This window comes from Psychrobacter glacincola (assembly GCF_904846075.1).
In the GTDB taxonomy this organism is placed as follows: Bacteria; Pseudomonadota; Gammaproteobacteria; order Pseudomonadales; family Moraxellaceae; genus Psychrobacter; species Psychrobacter glacincola_C.
Genome location: NZ_CAJGZH010000001.1, coordinates 560,283 through 585,076, shown reverse-complemented (window position 1 = coordinate 585,076; position 24,794 = coordinate 560,283). Strand labels below are relative to the sequence as shown.

At 43.0% G+C, this 24,794-nt stretch carries 18 protein-coding genes; 10 read left to right on the top strand and 8 right to left on the bottom strand.

Annotated features, from left to right (window positions below):
- Nucleotides 1-311: 311 nt before the first annotated feature.
- Nucleotides 312-1,571, bottom strand: coding sequence for an NADP-dependent isocitrate dehydrogenase (gene icd, locus JMW85_RS02545; protein ID WP_201580865.1), 1,260 nt, complete (start codon nucleotides 1,569-1,571; stop codon nucleotides 312-314).
- Nucleotides 1,572-2,016: 445 nt separating this feature from the next.
- On the opposite strand from icd, the gene JMW85_RS02540 reads away from it, so the two are divergent.
- Both JMW85_RS02540 and copM read left to right on the top strand, forming a co-directional pair.
- Nucleotides 2,017-2,643 carry a pseudouridine synthase gene (locus JMW85_RS02540; protein WP_201580864.1) on the top strand — a complete coding sequence of 209 codons (627 nt, stop codon included), beginning with the start codon at nucleotides 2,017-2,019 and terminating at the stop codon, nucleotides 2,641-2,643.
- 263 nt (nucleotides 2,644-2,906) lie between these two features.
- Nucleotides 2,907-3,722, top strand: coding sequence for a CopM family metallochaperone (gene copM / locus JMW85_RS02535; RefSeq protein ID WP_201580863.1), 816 nt, complete (start codon nucleotides 2,907-2,909; stop codon nucleotides 3,720-3,722).
- 177 nt (nucleotides 3,723-3,899) lie between these two features.
- On the opposite strand, the gene JMW85_RS02530 is transcribed toward copM, so the two are convergent.
- A complete protein-coding gene (locus JMW85_RS02530) occupies nucleotides 3,900-5,900 on the bottom strand; it encodes a M61 family metallopeptidase (RefSeq protein ID WP_201580862.1) in 2,001 nt (666 codons plus the stop codon).
- A gap of 332 nt (nucleotides 5,901-6,232) precedes the next feature.
- On the opposite strand from JMW85_RS02530, the gene JMW85_RS02525 reads away from it, so the two are divergent.
- Nucleotides 6,233-6,718, top strand: a complete 486-nt coding sequence (locus JMW85_RS02525) for an FKBP-type peptidyl-prolyl cis-trans isomerase (protein WP_045443514.1) — start codon at nucleotides 6,233-6,235, stop codon at nucleotides 6,716-6,718.
- Between the two features lie 574 nt (nucleotides 6,719-7,292).
- On the opposite strand, the gene JMW85_RS02520 is transcribed toward JMW85_RS02525, so the two are convergent.
- Nucleotides 7,293-9,503: a carboxy terminal-processing peptidase gene (locus JMW85_RS02520; RefSeq protein WP_201580861.1), complete on the bottom strand. Its 2,211-nt coding sequence runs from the start codon at nucleotides 9,501-9,503 to the stop codon at nucleotides 7,293-7,295.
- A gap of 532 nt (nucleotides 9,504-10,035) precedes the next feature.
- Between JMW85_RS02520 and nagZ the strand changes: the two genes are divergently transcribed.
- Entirely contained in the window at nucleotides 10,036-11,121 is a 1,086-nt protein-coding gene (nagZ, locus tag JMW85_RS02515) for a beta-N-acetylhexosaminidase (protein WP_201580860.1), read from the top strand.
- Nucleotides 11,122-11,258: 137 nt separating this feature from the next.
- Here nagZ and JMW85_RS02510 read toward each other — a convergent pair whose 3' ends face one another.
- The gene (locus JMW85_RS02510) at nucleotides 11,259-12,854 is read right to left on the bottom strand and encodes an OmpA family protein (protein ID WP_201580859.1); all 1,596 of its coding nucleotides are present in this window, start codon (nucleotides 12,852-12,854) and stop codon (nucleotides 11,259-11,261) included.
- 464 nt (nucleotides 12,855-13,318) lie between these two features.
- The gene (locus JMW85_RS02505) at nucleotides 13,319-14,947 is read right to left on the bottom strand and encodes a hypothetical protein (RefSeq protein ID WP_201580858.1); all 1,629 of its coding nucleotides are present in this window, start codon (nucleotides 14,945-14,947) and stop codon (nucleotides 13,319-13,321) included.
- Nucleotides 14,948-15,321: 374 nt separating this feature from the next.
- On the opposite strand from JMW85_RS02505, the gene JMW85_RS02500 reads away from it, so the two are divergent.
- The 6 genes from JMW85_RS02500 (at nucleotide 15,322) to JMW85_RS02475 (ending at nucleotide 20,508) form a co-directional block, all read left to right on the top strand.
- Nucleotides 15,322-15,930: a rhomboid family intramembrane serine protease gene (locus JMW85_RS02500; RefSeq protein ID WP_045443506.1), complete on the top strand. Its 609-nt coding sequence runs from the start codon at nucleotides 15,322-15,324 to the stop codon at nucleotides 15,928-15,930.
- Between the two features lie 141 nt (nucleotides 15,931-16,071).
- Nucleotides 16,072-17,037, top strand: coding sequence for a metallophosphoesterase (locus tag JMW85_RS02495; RefSeq protein WP_201580857.1), 966 nt, complete (start codon nucleotides 16,072-16,074; stop codon nucleotides 17,035-17,037).
- A 99-nt stretch (nucleotides 17,038-17,136) separates the two neighbouring features.
- On the top strand, nucleotides 17,137-17,697 hold the full coding sequence (gene purE / locus JMW85_RS02490) for a 5-(carboxyamino)imidazole ribonucleotide mutase (protein WP_201580856.1): 561 nt from the start codon (nucleotides 17,137-17,139) through the stop codon (nucleotides 17,695-17,697).
- Nucleotides 17,698-17,887: 190 nt separating this feature from the next.
- Complete coding sequence (locus tag JMW85_RS02485) at nucleotides 17,888-19,246, top strand: 5-(carboxyamino)imidazole ribonucleotide synthase (RefSeq protein WP_201580855.1); 1,359 nt, start codon at nucleotides 17,888-17,890, stop codon at nucleotides 19,244-19,246.
- A complete protein-coding gene (locus tag JMW85_RS02480; protein WP_109592368.1) occupies nucleotides 19,246-19,695 on the top strand; it encodes a YaiI/YqxD family protein in 450 nt (149 codons plus the stop codon). The genes JMW85_RS02485 and JMW85_RS02480 overlap by 1 nt, the downstream gene beginning before the upstream one ends.
- A gap of 174 nt (nucleotides 19,696-19,869) precedes the next feature.
- A complete protein-coding gene (locus tag JMW85_RS02475; protein WP_201580854.1) occupies nucleotides 19,870-20,508 on the top strand; it encodes an NAD(P)H-binding protein in 639 nt (212 codons plus the stop codon).
- 120 nt (nucleotides 20,509-20,628) lie between these two features.
- On the opposite strand, the gene epmA is transcribed toward JMW85_RS02475, so the two are convergent.
- The 3 genes from epmA to JMW85_RS02460 form a co-directional block, all read right to left on the bottom strand.
- Entirely contained in the window at nucleotides 20,629-21,654 is a 1,026-nt protein-coding gene (gene epmA / locus JMW85_RS02470) for an EF-P lysine aminoacylase EpmA (RefSeq protein ID WP_201580853.1), read from the bottom strand.
- A 72-nt stretch (nucleotides 21,655-21,726) separates the two neighbouring features.
- Nucleotides 21,727-22,839 (bottom strand): 4-phosphoerythronate dehydrogenase, encoded by a 1,113-nt coding sequence (locus JMW85_RS02465; protein ID WP_201581228.1) that lies wholly within the window; start codon nucleotides 22,837-22,839, stop codon nucleotides 21,727-21,729.
- A 60-nt stretch (nucleotides 22,840-22,899) separates the two neighbouring features.
- Nucleotides 22,900-24,027: an AI-2E family transporter gene (locus JMW85_RS02460; protein ID WP_045455346.1), complete on the bottom strand. Its 1,128-nt coding sequence runs from the start codon at nucleotides 24,025-24,027 to the stop codon at nucleotides 22,900-22,902.
- Nucleotides 24,028-24,794 lie beyond the last annotated feature (767 nt).

The window sequence follows — 24,794 nt, the reverse complement described above, 5'->3', positions numbered from 1 at the left end:
AATACAGCAAACAATTGAGCTTAATTTTCTTTACTTATAAAGACTTTTGAACCCAGTTAGGTAAAATAAAAACGCCGCTTAGGTCTCAGACTTAAGCGGTGTTTTTTATGCTTGAACATAAGATAGTACGTTTAAAACGTTACTTTTAAAATATCACTTATAAACAGCAAAAAACTGCCAATAAAAAAGCCACCTACATAACTGTAGGTGGCTTTTTGACATTGATAAGTTCAGCGATACTTTTGTGAATATCGATATTTTTATTGATACTATAAAATTCTGATAACTGCTGACTCAGCTCTATATACTTTTTAAACATCCATGTGCTTGATAACCGCTTTACCAAACTCAGAAGTACTGAGCAAGATAGCATCTGGCATGAGGCGCTCAAAGTCATAAGTGACTGTTTTATTAGCAATAGCACCTTGGATACCACTGATAATGAGATCAGCGGCTTCTGTCCAACCCATGTCTCGTAACATCATCTCAGCTGATAAAATTAATGAGCCAGGATTTACTTTATTCTGACCCGCATATTTAGGTGCTGTGCCATGAGTTGCCTCATAAACCGCAATTGCGCCGCCTTTGTTAGCGCCCGGTGCGATACCAATACCGCCCACTTCGGCTGCTAAGGCATCAGAGATATAATCACCGTTTAAGTTTAGCGTCGCAACGACTGAATAATCCGCAGGACGCATCAAGATTTGCTGCAAAAAGGCATCAGCAATAACATCCTTGATAATAATATCATTGCCTGTTTTTGGATTTTTCATTGTCATCCAAGGACCACCATCTAATAATTCTGCATCAAAGCGTTCTGCGGCCAGCTCATAGCCCCATTCCTTAAATGCGCCTTCGGTATACTTCATAATATTGCCTTTGTGCACTAAAGTCACACTGGGCAAATCATTATCGATAGCATGTTGAATGGCTTTACGCACCAGACGCTGCGAGCCTTCTTTGGATACTGTCTTGATACCGATACCGCAATCATCATCGAAGCGGATCTTCGTAACGCCCATTTCTTCTTTTAAGAATTTGATGATTTTCTTAGCATCCTCACTGCCCGCTTTCCACTCGATACCTGCATAGATATCTTCTGAGTTTTCACGGAAAATGACCATATCTGTCAGCTCAGGATGCTGAACAGGACTTGGTACACCTTCAAACCAACGAACTGGGCGCTGACACACATAGAGGTCAAGCTCTTGACGTACCGCTACGTTCAATGAGCGAAAGCCACCGCCAACTGGCGTGGTCAATGGACCTTTGATACTGATAACATAGTCTTTTAAAATCTCTAGCGTCTCGCTTGGCAGATAGTCACCATCGTATATTTTAGCGGCTTTTTCGCCAAGATAAGCCTCCATCCAAATGATGGACTGTTTGCCATGATAAGCTTTCTCCACGGCCGCATTGACCACTTTTATCATGACCGGCGTGATATCGATCCCGATACCATCGCCTTCAACGAACGGGATAATAGGATGATTGGGTACATTTAGCGACAGATCAGCATTTACGGTAATTTTTTCGCCGTCTCTTGGGACGATAACCTTCTCATAAGACATAGATAAAACTCCTTGGTTGTATGTTAGATATCGCAAGCATCCTTAGCATTCTGTTATGCTAGCCACTCTATTATGATTATTTATACCGCTTTAAACGCGGGTTAGCCAAACTAAAAACTTTGAGCAATAGGTAAGTTGCGATATGCTGACAAACGATTTAAAAAATGAATAAGTAAAATAGTGATGCACTGAATAATCATTTATTGACTTAACGATACTGTAAAAATCCCTTTAGTAAAATAGCATCCACACAGACTGTTATAATAACGCGCAAAATAACAAAGATACTTTATATAAAATCAACAAATTTGCAGCTTATAGCGTTGATTTAAAAAAATAACGTTTTATTAGGGCGTTTCCTCGTTTTAAAAATGGTGAATTGAGGACACGCTCTAACCTCAAAATACGCACAAAATAATGATTCAAATTTAGGAAATCCCAAACCATGTCGACCTCTAGTCTGATTTTATTCAACAAACCTTATGGGGTGCAAAGTCAGTTTCGTGATGACAGCAACAATGATCACACCACCCTATCACAGTATTTTACCGATAAGTCTTTACGGATTGCTGGTAGGCTTGATGCCACCTCAGAGGGCTTGCTGATTTTAACGAGTGATGGTCGAGTCAATAAAGCCATCACCCAGCCACCTTCTGCTGCTAATTTTGCAAAAAACCGTCATAAGCAGGGCAAAACTTACTTGGTGCAAGTTGAAGGCACAGCAACGCCAGCGCAGTTGAATGAGCTTGCCTCTGGCGTACAATTAAAAGATGGCAAGACACTACCGGCGACGGCTCTCATGGTAGAAGAGGCAAACTTACCCATTGATTTATGGCAACGTGAGCCGCCTATTCGTGAGCGTAAGAATGTACCGACTTCATGGCTCATGCTGACGATTTATGAAGGTAAGAATCGCCAAGTCAGACGTATGACAGCGCAGGTTGGACTGCCTTGTCTGCGTTTGATACGTTGGTCGGTGGCAGGGTTTGAATTGGGTGATTTAGCCGTTGGTGAGTTTGTGCGCATTCATCTCACTAGCGAACGCTGTCAGCAATTAGGCATTCTTAATTAATTGTTACTATCAATCTACTGGTATCTCATTGCTGATTGCTCGTGACTGGCATCTGCTTATTAGGGCGTGTCCTTATTTCTATCAGTTTTTAGATAAGAATACGTCTTAGTCATTGGCTTTGGTAGCAATTAAAACCAATTACGACTTGCTAAACATCGCGTCTCGAACGAGCAAGGTTTATCTGCTAAGCTTCAGAACACCATTATTTAGGTATCATAAGTCTCATCCACTTATCATTTGATTTTTTATTATAGGGATATGTTATGTTTGCTTCTCGTCGTTGGATCTTGTTGGCCACTAGCGTCTCTACGGCGCTTATACTAAGCGCCTGTCAGCCGACAAAAGACAACGATGACACAGATCCTACTGCAGCGACCCCACCTGTGACTGATATCGCCGATGCTCCAAATGACGTTGACGCTGATAACGACCTAGTAGGTGGCGAAAACAGCGCGGATGAGAGCCAAATGACCGACATACTCAGAGACTATACAAGGTCGATGACTAGAATGCATGATGAGATGATGATCGGTATGGGTTATAACGATCCTGATACAGCCTTTGCTAAAGCGATGCTTGGACACCACCGCGGTGCCGTAGAAATGGCAAAAATTCAGCTGAAATATGGCACTGACGAAGAGATGCGTCAATTGGCACAAGAGATTATCGCCGCTCAGCAAGTTGAAATCGATATTTTGAATAAATGGCTTGCTAGCCACCCTGATACAGCCAAACCTAAACCCAATACTGAAGCGATGCAGCAAGCGTATGCCAGAAGCATGGATGTCTTAAATGGCGAGATGGTATTGGGTATCGCCGATCCTGTGCCTGACATGGCATTTGCACGTGGTATGCTACCGCATCACATTGGCGCGTTAGAGATGGCAAACATTCAGCTAAAATATGGCACTGACGAAGAGATGCGTCAATTGGCACAAGATATCATCGATGGTCAGCAGACTGAGATTGAGCATATGCAACAATGGATTGCAGATGCTAATACCGATAACAAGGCTAAAGAGACACAGGGCACAAGTGAAGCGGATAATCATCAGCAATCTGAGCAATCTGCTTCTTAGGTGCTGAATTACTAAACGCTGACTTAGCTGTTAATTTTTAATAAACCTTAAAAGACTGCCAGTCATTACACAAAGCCCCTGCCAAATAATATTATTTGGCAGGGGCTTTCATTTAATAAATTATTGAACAGAATAGTGAGAACAAATACATTCACATTAATATATTTAACAATGTATTTAACTTTGATAACGCTCTATAGCGTTAAGCCATGTTTGCCAGCCTGCATCGACTGGAGAAGAATTATCACTGACTCCTGACGATTGATTTGCTTTTGCCAAGTGCAAGCTCACTTTATGCGGAGATGCTTTGTCGATGGCTTCATCAGCCGCTTTAGGCAGCACATTGACACGCATTAATTCATCGCGGCGAAAAAGATGACACTCAATATCGCGCTCTACATTACTTAGCAACGCCAATTGTTTACTGTCAGCTTTGATACCGTCAAGCGCCACAATGACATCGTTCGCTGAAATACCTGCACTAGCAGCGACACTAGCACGTGTCACGCGATTAACTTTGAGTCCAGCAGGTGTTTCAGTACAGCGCATGCCCCAAGGCACATGCTTGTCAGCCGTCTCTTTGCTATTACTATGCATGCTAATACCGTTTGCTGCTAGCAGCGCTTCAATTGGCAACTCTTCGACACCATTGACATAACTATACTCAAAGTCTTCCCAATCCTCTATCGGCATGAATTGCCCAATGACTGAACCCATATCAGCACTATTGATGCCAATGCGTTTATTGTCGTTTTGCTTTGCTTGAGTATAAAAAACCTTGACCACATCAAACAGACGATAGCGACCATTGCTCTTTTGGAGCAGTGTCAAATCCAAGCATAACGCCACCAGTGCGCCTTTGTTGTAATAACTGATACCAGCATTGCCTGTATTTTCATCGTTACGGTATAGCTTAATCCACGCATCAAAGCTCGACTCTGCAATGCTTTGATACGCGCGACCCGCGGTTTGATAGTAACGATTAATTTGCTCAGCCAGTAGCTTGAGATAGCTTGGCTTATCAATCACGCCCGACGCTTGTAACATAAAGTCATCGATATACGAAGTAAAGCCCTCAAATACCCATAGCAGTGGTGTAAATGCCTCGCGGCGCAAATCGACATCCAACATAACATCTGGGCGTACCGTTTTGACCCACCACGAATGAAAATACTCATGGCTGCATAAGCCCAAAAATCGCTGATAATCGGTGCTTGGTATTTTTGGCTCATCAAGAGTTGGTAAGTCTCGGCGCGGCGTAATGAGACTGGTCGAATTGATATGCTCAAGTCCACCATAATCCTGACCACTGGCAAAGGTCATAAACGTATAATCATTAAATGGCGCATCACCCAACCAATCTAAATAGCACTGACAGATCTGAGTAATATCCTGCTGTAGCCTGCCCATATTGGCGCTATGCTTACCTGAGAGATAAAAACGATGATGTAGCGTCTGATGCGTACTGTCTTGAATAATAAAGTCAAACTTATCTTGCTCTGCAATCTCAAACGGGTAATCAATAAGGTCGTGATAACTGCCTGCCTGTAGTCCATAGCTATGCTGCCCATCAAGACGTAGATGAGTAGACTCTAACCCACATGCCAATAGCAGCCGACTCTCGTCTTTACCTGCTAAAAATGCTGCTGGCACTGCTAAGCTAGCTTGTACAGCTCGATGCTCCTGCCCTTCTACAGCCAATGCCAATGAGGTGAAATTCCCATACAAACGTTGCTGATCGACATAGGCAGTACGTACCGATAAATCATAGCAATAAACTTCATAGTGGACACTGATGGCTTGCCCTGCTTTAGCTTTTGGTAATTGCCACGTGTTTTTATCTATTTTGTGCGCGCGATAAGTCTCGTGAGTATCGTCATCCATGATTTGGCTGTCTAATGCTTTACTATCTAGCATCTGGCTGTCTAACATCTGATAATGCACCGCGGTAATGTTGCGCGCAAACTCACGCATCAGATAACTGCCTGGTATCCACGCTGGCATCCAAAGTTGAGGCGCATCATTTACTGCCGTAAAATTGAGCGACACATCAACCAAGTGCTCAGAAAAACGCTCGAAATTGAGTCGATAATTGATATCAGCTTTAGCTTTATGGTGATCGCTGATTGTATTAGCATCTGATAGCTGACTGCCTGAATTATTGGCAAATGAAGTCATTGTCTTTTTATCCTTATTTATATCATTATGGTAAAAGCCATTGTCCAAAAACGCAACTGGCAAACCCCGAATATCCATTTACAGTCTTCAAACCACAAAAAACTGTGTTTATTTTCATAAAAAATGCCATTTATCAGTATAAAATAGCATTTTTTATTGTTTTTACCTTGAAAGTTATATGAGCCATCTCAATTAAAGATGCTAACTGCTAAAGTTACTTAATAAACTGATGATAATTGACTAATGATGTGGCTATTTGGCTTGCTGATTGGATTTTTTAGGTTTATTGCAACCGTATTTAATTTTTTACATAGATATATTTAGGATAACTTATGACTATTATTGCAAAAGACACTGCCGTCAAATTCAATTACACACTAAAAGACGACGAAGGCAACATTCTTGACCAATCACCAGAAGGTCAACCACTTGCCTACTTGCATGGCCACAGCAACATCATTCCAGGCCTTGAGCAACAGCTAGAAGGTAAATCTGCTGGCGAGCAAGTCAATGCTGTTGTTGAACCTGCTGATGGCTACGGCGAATATCAAGAGCAAGCGGTACAGCATGTACCACGTGATAACTTCCAAGGCGTTGAAGATATCCAGCCGGGTATGCAGTTTCAGTCAGAAGCTGGCGGCCAAGTAATGCTAGTTACCGTTACTGAAGTAAATGACAAAGAAGTGACCGTTGATGCAAACCATCCATTGGCTGGTAAGCGTTTGACGTTTGATGTTGAAATCCAAGAAGTACGTGCAGCAACTGAAGACGAACTAAACCATGGTCATGTCCATGGTGCTGGTGGCGTTGAGCACTAATCTCTTCTAGAGTATAGTGAGATGTTAAATGGTAGTCTTTATTAAGACTGCCATTTGGTCAAAAAAGGTCAGTGGCTTTGTCTACTGATCTTTTTTTATGGCTATTATTTATCACAATCACCTTTTTAAAATATGAGCCTCTTAGGCGTACATTAAGCAACCTGACAGGCTTACAAACTATTCACTGCTACTGAGTTACCTATTAGCATCTATTAGCTAGTTAGTCGTGTTTCTCAATTAATATATAGCAGACGTAACAAAGCCGCATAACGACAAGCGTTATGCGGCTTTTATCACTAACCATCCATGTTATCGTTATATGATACCTAATCCCGGAGTATCCTATAACTGACAGGCATCTAGCCTTATCATCCTTAATCAGCAAACCACCTATCCCTGATGCGACCTTTGAGATACCAATCCCTAGTATCAATGAACCTTTTCGTTCAATCGTGCCGTACAGTTATAATCGCAGATTGCCTCATGGTTAGTAAGAGGTATAAACGTCAATCCATGTAAGCATATGCTTACGTGGATTTTAATCACAGCCTTTTTGGCTGACAATACTGACCGTTTATAGCTTCTCTTCAGGGCTTAACAATGCTTTAGGTTCAGCGCTTAGCATAATATAGGCCGCTTCATTGATGAAGGCTTCGTCTTCAGGTAGCTCTGGGCGCTCCTTGGCTTTCATGCGACTGCGCTCTTCAAATTTTGCATCCATTGCCGCTTGATAGGTGTTCCAATTGGCATAAGGGCGCTCACCCGTTGCAATAAGACGTTTGTTTTCAGCCTCTAATGAACGCTTTTCAATCAACTGCATCTTAGCTCGGCGGCTATTGATATCCAGAGGAACTGGTTTTTTCTCATCTTCCATATCGCGAATGTTGTTTAGCGCTGATAGATAAACAAACTGTGGGTTTTGCTCTTGACGAATTTTAGACTGCTGGTTAAGTGTCGCCAGCGTCGTATCAGTGAACTTACCTTCAGGCTTGTAAGGCGCCGTTTTGATGGTATCCCAAGGCAACGCTTTTTTCTGCGCACGTTCGCCAAAAGTGGCATCATCGTAGATATTGACCAACTCTACATCAGGTACCACACCTTTATTCTGCGTACTACCACCAGTGATGCGATAGAATTTGCGCTGCGTTAAAGTGGCTGAACCCAATGCCAAATTATCGAGTTGAATCTGCGCTGAACCTTTACCCGTTGTCGTACTGCCAACCACTAGCCCACGACCGTAATCTTGGATAGCCGCGGCAAATATCTCACTGGCTGAGGCAGACGCTAGGTTGGTAATAACGACCACTTTGCCATCATAAAGTTGCTCACCACCATCATCGTCACGGTAGACTTGGATGTTGCCGCGATTGTCACGGATTTGCACCATCGGTCCGCTCTTGATAAAGAAGCCAAGCATTTTTGCTACTTCATCCAATGAACCACCTGGATTATTGCGCAAATCAACCACGAGGCCATCAATATTTTCTTTATTCAACGCTTTCAACGCTTTTTCGGTATCGATACTGACGCTGCGATAATCCTCACCGTTACGGCGTGCCTGATAATTCAGATAAAAGCTTGGTATCTCAAGGACACCGATGCGTTTTGGCGTTTTATCAATATTAGGGCGCTGTACTTCTACCACGCGCTGGGTAACCCCTGACTCTTCTTGTTGAATAATGTCACGAACCACCGTCACGTTACGGGCACTGGCATCAGGGGTATTTGGCTGACGCACTTTGATGGTCACTGACGTGCCACGTTTACCGCGAATCAAGCTCACAATCTCACGCGTTGACCAGCCAACCACGTCTGTCATGTTCTCGCCATCTTTGGCAATACCGATAATCAAATCATTGGGTTTAATCTGACCAGATTTGGCTGCTGGACCACCATCGACCAAGGTCACGATGCGAGTATAATCTGGGTTTTTACGGTCAGGACGAATAGAGACGCCAATGCCTTCTAATTGCAGGCTAGATTGGATTTGCAATTCGTTGGCCTGAATCGGTGCATAATAATTACTGTGCGGATCGTAAGTCAGCATCGCCGTATTTAAGATGGTTTCCATGATTTCATCGTTTGTGAGACGCTTAAACTGCTCTTGCTGTCGCGATAAACGGTTTTGTAAAATCTCGCTTGGTGTACGTTGGTCGTTGCGCACCAAATCTTGTCCACGAGTAATATCTGGATTGCTCAGGAATACTTTTTCTTTGGCTTTTTCATCTTCTTGGCCCAAGGTAATACTCATCAGCTGAAATTTCAGCTGACGCGTCCAATAATCACGCTGCTCTTTTTTGGTTTTAAAATGATTGAGTTTTTCACGGTCAAGCACGATCGTATCATCACTCGTCAAATCAATATCGGTTTTTAGCATCTTGCTCGCCATCGCAAAATACTCATTTGAGCGCTTGCGATAGCGTTCAAAGACCTCTACTCCTGCAGACAAGTCGCCACGCTTGAGGCGAGCACCGAATTCATCGGCGTATTTTTTCTTAAACTCATCCACATCAGATTGCAAAAACAACGTATGGTTTGGGTCAAGGCTATCAATATACATAGACAAGATTTCGCTGCCCGTTTTGCTATCTAGCGGCTGATTTAAATAGTGGCTACGATCCAGCAATGCGGCTACTTGGCGAGTGGTGACTTTTTGTTCAGGGGTTTGTACAAAGCCTTCAGTATTGGTGTCGGCCATTGCCGTCCCGTAGCTCTGGGTGAGAATAATACCGGCGATGCCCACTGACGCTGCACTGAGTAACCACTGTGCTGGTTGTTTTTTCATCATATATACCTAGTTATTTTACGTTAATAATATTATTTGTTTTATAAAAATCAAAAGTGATTAAATCAGTCGCCGCCTATAAATGCTTTATCTTTAAGTCACGAAATATTTATCTACCACTATCAATCGAATATGTATTCAATGATACTTTCTAAAATGCTATTTTCTGAATAGTTATGGTCACTAAATGCCATTGCTGTTTGCTAATATATTGTTAAAAATCACTCAATATTATCATGCACATAGATATCCAACTGTCTCAAACTGTATAAGCAATCTTACACGCTACGCCTGCACATACCAAACTTTCTATTACATTTATTGTTCATCATTATTTGGGTCATTTATTGACGATTCAATGCCCACTCGCGAATTGATTTGAGTCTATTCATCTGCCACATTATGCTCATCTAATAATAACTGTCATAATAAAGCAGTTTTGATAATAGTGGCGCATTGCCAATTATCATCATTTATTTATTTGAAGCTGAACCGATCATATAACAATATATAACACCATAAGGATTACGCAATGTACGGCGTTTTAATGATTGATATCGATAGTACCGCACTGACAGCAGAAGATGTCAGCTTAATCAAACAGGCACAAGTGGGCGGGGTGATTTTATTTGCCCGAAACGTTGCAGATGCGGCACAAGTACGGGCGTTGTGTGACGACATACGTTATCACAACCCAGATATATTAATCGGCGTCGACCAAGAAGGTGGACGAGTCGCACGCCTGCGCAATGGCTTTACCCCACTACCCGCCATGGGCAAGCTTGGGGAATTATTTAATCAAGAGCCTAGCCATGCGCTAAGCTGTGCTTACGATTGTGGCTATCTAATGGCAACAGAAGTGTTGGCCGTGGGCATTGATCTCAGTTTTGCCCCAGTACTTGACAGAGATGGCATTAGCCAAGTCATTGGGGATCGTAGCTTTCATCAAGAGCCGCAAGCGATCATTGCGCTGGCGACTCAGTTTATGCGCGGTATGAAAGCCGCTGGCATGGCAACCACAGGTAAGCATTTCCCCGGTCATGGTGCCATTGCGCCTGATTCGCATGTGGCTGAAGCCATCGACACGCGTAGCTTAGATGAGATTATGCATAGCGATATGCAGCCTTTTGCCCAAACCTTACCGTGGCTTGATGCCTTAATGCCTGCCCATGTTATTTTTTCGCAAGTCGATGATAAGCCAGCAGGTTTTTCTAAAATTTGGCTCAAGGACATCATACGGGATCAGCTAAAGTTTGATGGGGTCTTATTCTCTGATGATCTATGTATGGCAGGTGCTCAAGCCGCGGGCGATGTCAGCGCACGTGTGAAAGCCGCGATTGAAGCGGGTTGTGATATTGCGCTGGTTTGTAATGATCGCGTCGCCGCCCATGAAGCCGCAGAGACCGCACAAGAGCTGCCTTATCCCAATCAAAACCGTATTAAAACAATGTGCGGACAGATACCAACATGGCAAGGTGATCTGGAATCAACTTGTCAACAATTTGATTATTGGCAACAGGCAAAGAAAAACGTGACTCAAACCTTTTTTAATCCTCAATCTGAGGCACAAGCGACTCGCAGCGCTACTGAATTAAAAGATCCGACCGCTTATAAGTAATCGCTTATCATTAGATACTTATCATTAGATACTTATCATTAGCCACCTATAAACAACAGCCTTAACAAAATAAAAAACCGCACCTTTATAAGATGCGGTTTTTTGAATTAGTAATGACTCACACAATCCTCTGTGCATTAATTGGTTGGATCTACTGCCGTACCTTGAGTGGCATCATCACCATCAGGCAATAAGTCATCGTTATTGCTATCTAGAGGGTTTAAGTCTGGGTCAAGCGCGTTATTACTAATAATCATACCATCGTTCGCACTGGCCATCTCGTCATTGACTATAAATTCAATACGGCGATTACGGAAGCGACCCTGCTCAGTTGAGTTATCAGCGATCGGCTCTGATTCACCCATGCCTTTCGTCATCAGTTTACTAGCATCGACACCTTGAGATACCAAATACTCTTTCACTGCCTCAGCGCGATCACGAGACAATTCTACATTGTAAGAATCTGATGCCTGACTGTCAGTATGACCGATAATCGTCAGCTTCATATTCGGTACTTCGTTGATAATCTTAGCAGCGCGGTCAAGCAGCTCTTTATTGACATCAGGAATGACCGCTTCATCCACTTCAAAGTTGATAACCTGAATACTCAATGCACGAGCCACATCACGTGGATCTGGGTTTTTGCCAAGATTGGTCATAGCAACATCCGCAGCTGCCAAACTATTATCAATCTCACCCTGCAAATCTAACGGTCCTTCGGCTTGTATGGTCATCGCAGGAACAGCCGCTTGTAAGTCAGCCACTAGCTTATCTAATGCCGCTGCATCAGGCGCATTGACAGTGATAACATCGCCTTTGATGATCATGCTCGCATTTGGTACATTTTTGACGATAGGCAAGATAGTAGCTAGCTGAGCCGCTGCTGGCATATCTACTGCAAAATTGTCATCGACATCAGCACGGCATTTATTGGCTTCTTCACCAAATGCACTGGTTAACGCATTCATTACATTGGTCTGCAAGGTCTCGTCGCCCACATTCATACGGCAAGCATACAGCTCACTATTTTCACCAGTCGCAATGCGCAATGATGCAGGCTCAATATCACCTGCCACTGCCAACTGACCCTCTCCCTGCGCTGCTTGTTGGGCAGTGGCCACCGGTGTAGCGACAGGCTCAGGGTTCTCTTGACAACCACGAAGTAAAGCCCAAGCCAATGCGCCTAAAATAATCAAGCCAATAATGGGGAGCAATGCTTTCATAAAGCTGCCTTGCTGCTCTTCTTCGCGTTGCAATGGAGCGGTGCTCACCGTATCAGCGATACGCGCGCCAGCAGCAGGCGTCGCTGCCAACACACCGACTGGCAGAACGGCGCTTGCCCAAGCAGGGATATAACGCTGGTAACTGTCGAGATTATCATTTAAGAACTGCGGCACTGGTGTAGTACCTGCCAAGCTTTTGATTTCGTGAAAAGCCAGTGGCGCTGCCATCGCTATCAGTCCACGCGAAGACGTTGCATCAACATTATGCTTGCCTGCCAGCTCACGAGCGATTTGATCACGTTGCGAATCATCGCTCCATACACGGTCATAAAACCCTTGGTCATCACGAGTGATATTCTCATTTGCAAAACGATTATAAGTATCGTTATCCGCTAAGCGAGCCGCAAAAATAGCATAGAACTGTTCAAGCAGCCCTTTTTTAGCGGGACTATGATCATCTTCCAGCACGGCTGGGCTGACTGTACGCGTCAAATGACTGATAATATCCATAATACAATTCTCCTATTAATGCCTATATTAGTATCGATTTATATAATTAAAATATTCAAAAAATACCAGATAAAATAATGATTTAAAATAAGAACCATGACAGCTAAAACCATCTTGACCCTGTTCAATTTTCATCATTATAAAAGTATTAAGTCAGTGTTAACAATCAACAGGTTGTTGTACAAATGATACGTTAGGTAATATTTCAAGTGTCACACGTAACCAAAAACATGGCAAATAACCAATCATTAACCCAGTGAGAAGCCATAAAAGAATCAGTAAAACTTATGTATAAATGGAGAAAATACATCCTTTTTTCAGATACTTTGTGGTTTTTTATATAATTCTGACTGGGTATCAACAGAAAAAATGGCGATATAAGCAACTTATACCACCATCCTTACTTGATAACTTGTTTCAATGGATAGATGATTAAACAATCGTTAAACACCTCTATTATCCAATCATTTATTCCTTACTTGCGCAGGTTCAGCAATGATGAGTGTGCTTGCCATATCATCTACCTCCGATTCTGAAATAGAACCTGACGGTCTGTTATTCATCGGTGTATTGTTAAGGATATTGTTAGGAATGTTGCTGGGAATATTGTTGGCATTGTTACTATAATTGTTGGGTACAGGATTAGGTACGATACGATCGCCTGTATCATCATCTGCTGTTTGGAACTCTCCAGACCCACTGTTGTTATAGTCATTAGCATACTGATTATTGGCAGCTCCCTCATTCTCAAACTGGTTATTCGTATTATTCATTACATTGGCATCGTTATTTTCAGGCAATGGTAATGGTGCAGTACTATCGATGACCATGGCAGGTATCAAAGTACGTATATCCGTAACCAGTCGTTGCAAGAGCATACTGTCTGGCGCTTCTAACATAAGACGATCATTCTGCAAGTGTAGGCGTGCAAATGGCGTAGACCTAATCATCGTCAAGACATTGGGCAGTACTTCCTCTGGTAAGTTGGCAATACTACTAGCAACTCCAGCCTGTACTGTTAATTCGCAAATACTCGCTTGCTCACCAAAGCTGGTATTGAGCGCTTGTTGCAAGGTGCTTTGTAGCGCTGCATCGCCAATGGTAGCACTACAGGTATAAAGACTACCGCTGTTATCTACGCCAACGATGAGCTCAATGGGAGTCATTACCTGCGCTACTGGTGCGGGCGCTGGTGCTACCACAACAGGCACTGTCGCAGCGGCTTCTACAGGCGGCGCGTTGTTCGGTCTAATTAATATTGCCCAAGCAGCAAGCCCTATCGCGGCAATGGCTACTATTAATAAACCCACCCGTACCAGTAAATCATTACGTTGATTGCGAGTACGCACTTTTTCTTGCTTCATACTGCTATTTTCTGCCAAATGATGCGCGGATGGATTGGCATGAATGGCACCATTATGAGCACTAAAATGGCCATCGGTATCGCCTATCTTCATACTTTCTACATCAGTATTTCCAATATCTATTTTATCTGCTGTATCAGCATTTTGTCTATAAGCGGCTGTCGCTGCGGCGATCGTACTGGTGTCTATATGAGAATTTTGCCGACCATCCAAAGAGATGTCACGCACTGGTACGCTATCAATATCTGCGACGATGTGTGGGTGTGATTCTGATGCGCTATTGACGTTTTGAGGAGCAGTAATAATAGGTGCTGACCACATCGGTAAATACTGACGCAGTGCCGCCTGCTCTCCCTGCAAAAACGCTGGCAAAAACTGGCCGTTTGCCAATACTGTCAGCTCACGATAGGCCAGTGGCGCGGCATTGATGAGCAGCTGTAACGTAGCAGACTCATCAATATGATGCATGGTAGACAGCTCTCGGATCATAATCTGTTGTACACTTTTATCTTGCCACAGTTGTTCGAACAGTGAACTTTCTGTGACTCTATCAACCATCCCTTGCTCGGCGCGGATAAATTGTGAGTACACTTGCGGCAAGGCGAGACGTGATGCCAAGATGGCATAAAACTGCTCTAGTAAGCTGATGTAAGCCACACTATCCTGACTATTGCGCTCACCTATGACAGCTGGCGTTACGGTCTTTTCTAATTGGTCGATAATACTCATAGATTACTGCCTCTTTCGGCCTTTATTTTAAATTCACCAACGCATGAAACGTTTATTTTACTTGTCGTTAGCGTCTGCATTCTTAGATACCGCTCTTATTTAACCCACCATTACCGTCAAGATACGAAGCATTACTCAATTTGCCTGACAGCCTGCTATATTATTCACTATAAAAGCATATAAATGCACTATTTTGTCACATAATAAGTTTTTGCATTGTCATAACTACTGTTAGTATTACTTTATTATAAATAGCTCATGCTTAATAATTGCTTGTCAGTCCTATTTAGTTTGCACTCAGCCATAATGCGTAGGCTTTGAACATTGTTATTCATCACCTTGTCACATATCAGGCGCAGCCTAAGGATTTTCCTTTGTTCAATCATACGACCCTTATTATTATTATCACGGTTATTGTCAGCTTAGTGGCATGGCAAAACAAAACAGTATTTAATCGGCTTATTTTTTATCCGCCAGCGGTAAATAATGGGCAGTGGGACCGTTTTGTCACGCATGGCTTTATTCATGCCGATAGCATGCACCTGCTCTTTAATATGTTTACTTTATATTTTTTTGGTCGTGCTATTGAAGGGCTGTATCAGCCGTTCTTATTTGGTTATGGTTTTGTGGTCTTTTACGTATTGGCTATTATCATTGCGATGATTCCAAGCTACCTCAAGAATAAAAACAATGCGAGCTATTTGAGCCTTGGCGCGTCAGGCGGTGTATCAGCCGTATTGTTTGCTTTTATTTTGCTGGCACCGTGGGAGAAAATCTACCTATTCGCGATTGTTCCTATACCTGCGATATTATTCGCCGTCGCTTATATCGCTTATAGTATCTATGCAGACAAACGGGGCGGCTCTAATATAAATCATATGGCGCATATGTGGGGCGGCGCGTTTGGGGTTATTGCCACGATTATTTTAGAACCGCAAGTCCTACCACATTTTATCAATGCACTCTTATCACCTGGGTTATAAGCTTCATGATAAAACTCAGTAATAAAAACTAAAATCAGAACTTGGTTTATGGTGGTAGTTCACGTGATTGAGCGATAATTAACGTCGCGTTGTGTTTTATAAAAAATTATATTTAACAAACTATGTAAGAATTTGATCATTATGATGATAGATATTATTGGTGATATTCACGGCTACGCAAACAAGTTAGTTGGTTTATTAAAGCAGCTAGGTTATGTTCATAATGGTACATATTTTGTACCACCAGCAGGGCATCGAGCGTTATTTATCGGTGATTTAATTGACCGAGGACCACAGCAATTGGCTACCCTGGAGATTGTTTTTGCCATGCTAGATGCTAACGTGGCGGATGCAGTGATGGGTAATCATGAATATAATGCCCTAACTTTTGCCACACTTGATCCTGATAACTCCAGCCAATATCTGCGCTCGCACAATGATATCCATACCCGCCAACATGCCGCATTTTTAGCCGAAGTATCCTTTGGCTCAGAGCGTCATCAATATTGGCTTAATCGGTTATATGAGCTGCCCCTATGGATTGAAACCACGTATGCTTGTTTTGTTCATGCCTGCTGGGATGTCGATAGTATGGCGGTACTTCAACCGTTATTGACTGACGATAACCGCTTAACACCGCACGGGCTAGTCGCCACTGCTAAAGAAAATACGGCGCCATTTGATGCGCTAGAGCGAGTATTAAAAGGCGTGGAAACAGCACTACCCGATGGCATTGTAATGGTCGATAAAGAAGGCACTGAGCGCAAGCGCGTGCGAGTGCGCTGGTGGCTTGACGGGCTTAATAAACGCCGTCTTTATGAGGTGGCGCGTGCGCCTGCATCAGCATTGGCGCAGATTCCAAAAGAGGTGTTGGCTGAAAATATTGATTTCGCTCTGAAAACGGATAAAGCGGTATTTGTCGGTCATTATTGGCTAACTGGCACGCCTGAGCCACTGAGTTCACAAGTTGCCTGTACTGATTATTCAGCAGCGGTAGACAGCGGATATCTGACTTGTTATCAGCTCGATACTGAGCAACCACTGCCACTAAAAGCCAGTAACTTTGTCCAATATCACCATGATAAAACGGCAAACCCCAATCCATAAAATTGGTGCTATTGCCCCCGCTTTTTTATTAAAAATCAAACTTGGCTTTACGAAGGCAACAAAACTTTTGTATGATAGTCTTTTTGAGGATATCAAAGCATGAGCACCACAACAGCTACTGTTAACACGATGGATCAAAACAGCCCTATCGCCTCCCCTGCTGGTCAACCGAAAGTTGGCATTATTATGGGATCACAATCTGATTGGGCAACCATGAGTGCGGCAGCGCAATTGCTCGCAGACTTTGATATCGCTTTTGATTGTGAAGTGGTTTCAGCACACCGCACCCCTGATAGATTGTTTGACTATGCAAAAAGTGCAAAGGATAACGGTCTACAAGTTATCATCGCTGGCGCTGGCGGTGCTGCTCATCTGCCTGGCATGTGTGCCAGTCAAACGCCGTTACCTGTGTTTGGTGTTCCTGTAAAGTCTTCCATGCTCAGCGGTTGGGATAGCCTCTTGTCTATCGTACAGATGCCTAAAGGCGTCGCAGTTGGCACATTAGCGATTGGCTCAGCAGGCGCTTACAATGCTGCTCTGCTTGCGATTCAAGTGTTAGCATTGAATGATGAGACCATTGCGGCTAAGCTGGACGATCTGCGCCAAATGCAAACTGATACCATCCTTGCTAGCCCAACGCCCGGCATTAACAATACCTAATTACCTGTCTTTTATAACGGTTCTTGAATCCCATTATTGAGATATAGCCGCTATTTACTTGATATTTATTTTTAGATGGGTTTTACTTAATACAAGGTGCATGTAATGCACCTTTTCCTATTTTAATAGATGACTTTTTGCCTTTTAATAAACCCAAAATATTATTCATTTTTAACTCAAAGAGCCTGCCATGACTACAGCGAACGCTTACCCTGTTACCCAAACCATTCGTACCATCGGTATTTTAGGCGGTGGTCAGCTTGGTATGATGCTTGCCGAAGCAGCGATGCCACTGGGCTACCAATGTGTGTTTTTAGAAGACAGCGCTGACTGCCCTGCTAGCCTATACGGTCGCGTCTTTCATAGTGATCAGTTAGCAGACTTCATCGCAGCAGCAGACGTTTTTACCTTAGAGTTTGAAAACACACCGACGGCGACAGTTGAACAGCTGACTGATCTGTCAAAATCAGGTAGCAAACAAGGTATGTTTCCGCCATTGATTGCGCTTGATATCGCTCAAGACCGCTTGAAAGAAAAGCAGATGTTCAATGCACTTGAGATCGCCACTGTACCCTTTTTGGCTGTCAACTCTGAAGCGGATTTGCAGCAAGCCTGTCATGAATTAGGACTGCCTATCGTCCTAAAAACCAGCCGTGGTGGTTATGATGGCAAAGGTCAGTTCGTGATTAGACAAGACAGTGATATCAAGGCGGCATGGCAAGATCTTAAAGATGCAGTTACGGGTAAGGGCTCACTAACGCCAACGCCAGCACCTTTGATTGCAGAAGGTTTTATTAACTTTAGCCGCGAGCTTTCTATTATCGCCGCACGCGCACAAAATGGTCAGGTTCGTTGCTACGATTTGGTCGAAAACCATCATCATAATGGTATTTTAGCCAAGACCCAAGCGCCTGCCGTTGGCACCAGTCATTTATTCAAACAAGCAACCGATGCCATCACCAAGATCATGAACCACTTAGACTATGTTGGTGTGATGGCACTTGAGCTCTTTGTGACCAAAGATGCGCGTGGTCATGACACGCTACTCGCTAATGAAATTGCGCCACGTGTGCACAATTCAGGACATTGGAGTATTGAAGGCGCTGTCACTAGCCAATTTGAAAACCACATTCGCGCCGTCGTCAATCTGCCATTAGGTGATACCGACAACGTGCATCCAGCGATTATGCTCAATATCTTGGGGCAATATCCAGATATCAGCGACGTACTAAATATCGATGGTGCGCACTATCATAGCTACCACAAAGCAGAACGCGATGACCGCAAAATTGCGCATATTACCTTGATGCCCAATGATGTTGCCGACTTAGAGCCTGCTTTAGCCAAGCTCGTCGCTACGCTACCCAATAAAATGGGACTTGAGAAAAAACCATCTGCGATTGATAGCCAGCCAAAAGCGGCAGATAGTCTAATCACTACTGACAATAACAATGACAATATTTTAGAGAGTATAGAAGTCCATATCGATGACAGCCAAACAACTCAGGCTATCGACGCTAAGGCAAAAACAGAAAAGGTTAAGAAATAATGCAGATTTGGGTAGATGCCGATTCGGTGCCATTGATTGCCAAAGATTTGATTATCAAAACCGCTGAACGCACACAAACCATGGCAATATTCGTCGCCAATCAGCCGATCAAACTGCGTAAGTCACCACTGCTTGTCATGACGGTGGTGCCATCAGGGTTTGATAAAGCCGACGATTATATCGTTGAGCAAATACAGCCAGGCGATCTGGCTATTACTAGCGACATTCCTTTGGCTAATGACATTTTGGACAAAGGTGGTATGGTCTTGACGACACGCGGTATGGTTTATGATAAAAATAACATCAAGCAAAAACTCAATATGCGTGATTTTATGGATACCATGCGCGGTACTGGCGTGCTCGAGCTACAAGAAATGAGTGGTCAAAAACCTTATGGCGATCGTGATAAAAAAGCTTTTGCTGATGGATTAAACAAGTTGGTACGCTAGTTTTCACCCGCTTTGTCTTTGATTTTTTGATCTTATCCACTTTGCAAACTGTATACACGCCATAACCAAACACTATGCAATCGGCACGCTTCATAACGAAGTGTGCCTTTTTTTCTTGATACGCTATAGTCAGTTTTTACAACAACGATAACGTATATAAGAATAGGAATGACAATGAAAATTTTAGTAATTGGGGCAAGTGGTCGAGTGGGAAAGGATTTGGTCAAGCAGCTATTAGCGGATAACCATCAAGTTATTGGCACGACACGCCAAGAAGAAAAACTGTTTACCGATGATAATTATAGCCAACTCGATTTAGATATCACTGCCGAAAAAGAGGCTATACAAAAGCAAATTGATCGAGATATTGACGCTATCTATTTCGTTGCAGGGTCTGGCGGCAAAGACGTCTTAGAAGTGGATTTACATGGGGCGGTCAAGACCATGCAAGCCGCAGAGGACAAAAGCATTAAGCGCTATATTATGCTTAGCACCGTCTTTTCGTTAGACACCAGTAAATGGGACAATGCTGGTATTGCTGACCTAAAAGAATACTATATCTGCAAACACTATGCGGATCAGTGGTTGATTAATAACAGTAGCCTTAACTACACTATCGTTCAAGCAGGGGCACTAAAAGAGCGCGAAGCGACTGGTACAATCACTGTCAACGATAATAATGCTGGAGAAAATTCAATTGCCGATGTGGCGACTACTCTGGCAGCCGTCTTAAATGCCAATAATACCATCAAGAAAGTCTTTAGTTTGCATAACGGTGAGACTGCGATTGATGAAGCGATTGCAAAATTATAAGAATCAACTTTATAGCGATTAAAACGAAAAAATCGAGTAAGCCTAATGGGTTACTCGCTTTTTTCTAATAGGCTTGTCAAATAAATAAGTGGCAACTATATTAAGTCTCTCAATAATCGACTAGGCCAAACCGCTTGGAAAAGAAATCACATCTTCTAAGCTATTCGCGCCTGTGATTACCATAAGTAATCTATCGATACCAACGGCGATACCGCTACAGGGTATTAAAGCATCAGACGCTGCTAATAAATGCTCATCGATTGGCATTTGTGGTAGGTTATGACGCTTACGCAGTTGATTGTCTCGCTCAAACCGTTCTCTTAACGCTTGTCCATCTGCTAGCTCATCATAAGCGTTGGCAATCTCAATGCCATTGATATACAGCTCGAAACGTTTAGCGACTGTATTGCCCTCTTTATCAACCGCTGTTTTTGCCAGTGCCGCCGTGGCAAGCGGATATTCTATAATCAAGGTCGGTAAGTAGTGACCCAAGTTTGGCTCGACCGCATGACTAAACAGCAAATCCAGCCAGCTTTGACGAATATCTGCTTCGCCATCTTCTGTGTTAGCCAAGTCGCTATTAAAATCAAAACCTGTCAAACCCTTATCTTCTGCTACTGCTTGCAGGGCATCAAGGCTAGCTGCTAGCGGATGTATGCCGACAAAATCCATAAACGCATCAACATAGCGGTAATGACTCATTACCACTGAATGTCCATAAAGCGCCGCTAATAATTCACCTAATTCAGCCGCCATATCATCCAGACTATAATTCGGCTGATACCACTCAAGCATGGTAAATTCGATATTATGGCGTACGCCTATTTCGTTATCTCGAAATACGGAGCAAATTTGATATATAGGCACTTGCCAGCTGGCAAGTAAACGCTTCATAGCAAACTCAGGTGAAGTATGCAGATAATAAGTACAAGGTTTATCTTGGTAAGTCACTTGTGCGGCGACTGATTGTAAGAAAGTATCGGTATTACCAGCCTGCGATAGTAGCGGTGTTTGCACTTCAAGCACTTGATGCGTGGCAAAAAACTGACGAACGGTGCTCATCAATTGCGCACGCTGCTGAGCCATTGCCAATGTCATGGTCGGCGCATAGCTGGGTTTTGAAGAAGAGTTACTTGCTTGGGTCATTATTATTTACTGCAATTAAAGGATAAGAATAAGTTCTCAGATGCTACTTTAAGGTTGAAGGCTGCCTAACTTTTACCACTGCCATTCACGGCGTAAGTGATAATCTCGGCGCAACTGATCAAAGTCAGCACCCTTTACTTGACCGTCAGCCAGCTTGCTTCTTAGTGCAGCATCATCGTGCATGATGTCGTAAAATTTCTGTAATCTGTCTGGATGTGCTTTTAGCTCAGACCAGAGATAAGTATTGAGGGGTAGCAAACTATGCATCGACAATACAGGCAAGACTGCTAACTTTTCACATAAAGCGTCATAGATGATTTGCGTACCACGCAACTTACCTTCGACCGTATAGCCTGCGATATGAGGAGTGGCGATAGCCAGTTTGGACAATAAACTCTCAGAAATCTCTGGTTCAAATTCAAACACATCGAGCACTACTTGGCGATCTGTGCGCTCAATATCTGCTTCTAAATCACGCGCATTAATGACTGATCCGCGCGCGCTGTTAATCAGCAAAGTATGCGCAGGCGTCACTGCCAGCGTAGTTGCGTCAATCAAATGCTTTGTTGGATAATCACTGCCACTAGGGTTTGTAGTATCTTTTTTATCGGTTAAAGGCACATGTAAGCTCACTACATCGCTTTGGCTAAGCACTTGCTCAAGGCTGGCATTATTCGTATTTGATGCAGGCAGTAATGGATCATAGCCTAGTACTTGCCAGCCTAAATCATTGGCATACTGAGCGAGCGTACTACCAATATTACCAAGTCCGATGATGCCCAATGTTAATGGCTTCGTGGATTGCTGCCAATAGTGCGGACGCAACGTCAAAATCGCCGTCAAGACATACTGCGCAACAGAATGCTTGCTACATCCAGCCGCATTGGCGAAAGTGATATTTCGCGCCGCTAAATAGTCTTGATCGACATGATCGGTACCGATAGTCGCCGAACCGACAAATTTTACGCTGTTATTATTGGCTAGCAATGCCTCGCCTACTGGCGTCACCGAGCGTATCAACAGCACATCAGGTTGTAATTCTGCGAGCAACTGCGCATTGATATCGCGTCCAGCGACGGTGATTATATTGACCGTCTGCTCAGATACCTGTCCAAGCATCGAAGCATTAAAAAACGCATCCAAGCTCGCGATATTGCTATCAGCCACGATAGTAATGCTGTTAATAGAGTTCGCTCTATTTTGCATAGCGCTTGCAGTATTCTTATTTAACATGACTATGTGCCTCTACTCTGATTCATTGACTGGTGGCAACGTTTGGTTGTCAGACAATACCAAATCCTGCGGGGCAAATATCTCATTTTTATGCTGCGATATCCATTCTCGCCATACCGCCAATCCGATGGCTAGCACCACAGGACCGATAAACAAACCAACAAAGCCAAAAGCCGTTAGACCACCTAATACACCAATAAAAATAATAATAAAAGGGATTTTGGTCGCGCCACTAATCACAATAGGACGGATGAGATTGTCAACCCAGCTGATAACCAAAGTGCCCCATAGTGCCAAGCCAATCCCTTCTACAGTATGACCTTGGCTTAACAACCAAATGGATACACCACCCCAGACAAATGGCGTGCCAAACGGAATCAGGGCGATAATAAAGGTTACGATAGTGAGTAAGATAGGACTTGGTGCACCAGCGAAGTAGTAACCCACACCTGCGAGCAGTGCTTGTGCCAATGCCGTCAAACCAATACCATAAACCACCGCACGCGTGGTCGTACCCACAGAATCAATATAACCATCAATGCGATTGCCAATGATATTACGCAGTGCTTGGCGAATTTGACGCACCAAACTGGTACCATCACGATAAAAGAAAAACAACGTCATCAGCGCCATACCTAACTTGGCAAGACCGCTAAACACCACATCAAATGCTACTTTGCCATAATATAAATGTGACTGCACCCAAATACGAAACGCCTCTAACGTCCCTTCTGGGTTTTTATTGATTCTCCACAGCACATCTTTCACTTGCTGACCGATGATAGGCATATCTTTAATAGAATCAGGCACATCTAAATAACCCACTTTTATACGATAAATCAAGTTACTGATTAGGCTCAAGGCTTCTTGCTGTAGAATAAAAACACCGATAACCAGTGGCACACCTATCATTAAGGAGATACTCACCGTCATAATAGCAGCGCTAAAATTAGGACTCAGCTTTACTTTTTCATAAAAAAAGTTATAAATAGGAAAGGTAACATACGCTAAAATCGCCGCCCATAATGCGGGTACAATAAAAAACTGTACCACTTGAAAACATAGTACGAACAGCACCACCAACAGAGTAATAGCCAATAAGCGCTGAATAATAAATTCTTTTGTCCAATTTTCAATCATAGCGTATAAACCAAGAGCAGACAGCAAAGATCTATCGTGACCTTGCTGGCAAGTTTATAAATGTGTGATGAATATCAACTCACAGACGGTGCCCATAAAAAGACCCTGTCCATTAGCGGTATTCATTAGCGAGGGGTGTAAACAATCCGTACCAGTAAACCTGCTTTGAGAGCATCAAATCGTAGCATACCGTAACATACTTACAGACGATAGTTTTGACTAACGCAAGATAAATATCAAGCGATTATCACGGCTTATTATGCCGCAAAATACGATAATGATATAACGATATGTTGTAATCTTTACTTACAACTTTCTCTGTATAAGCTTACTAGATGATGACATTAATAGATAGAAGTTGACACATAGATTTAACATGTAAAAACAATGCACTAAAAGGATATTTTACATTCATACTGTAAACTGACCTATTGAAAGGTAATTCACTGGCGCGTTCTATTTGCAACGATAATTGATGCTATACTAAAGCAATTATTTTAAGCTTTTTAATAGCATTAAATTCGTTTGTTCTTATTTATTTGGATCATTCTACATATATAACATTTTTCAGACGATGCGCTACAGCCCTCTTTTAGCGTCCTTCTATAGACTATCATAAGATCAAACCTGTAGAGGGGCGTTACAACGTTGGATACTGTGCGTAAGCAAGCTCATCATCTCGGTTCACTATTAGAATTCGATATGGCAGAGTGCTATTTTGAGTGAATTTCGGACTTACTTTGATTTTATTTTAAATCAACAATGAC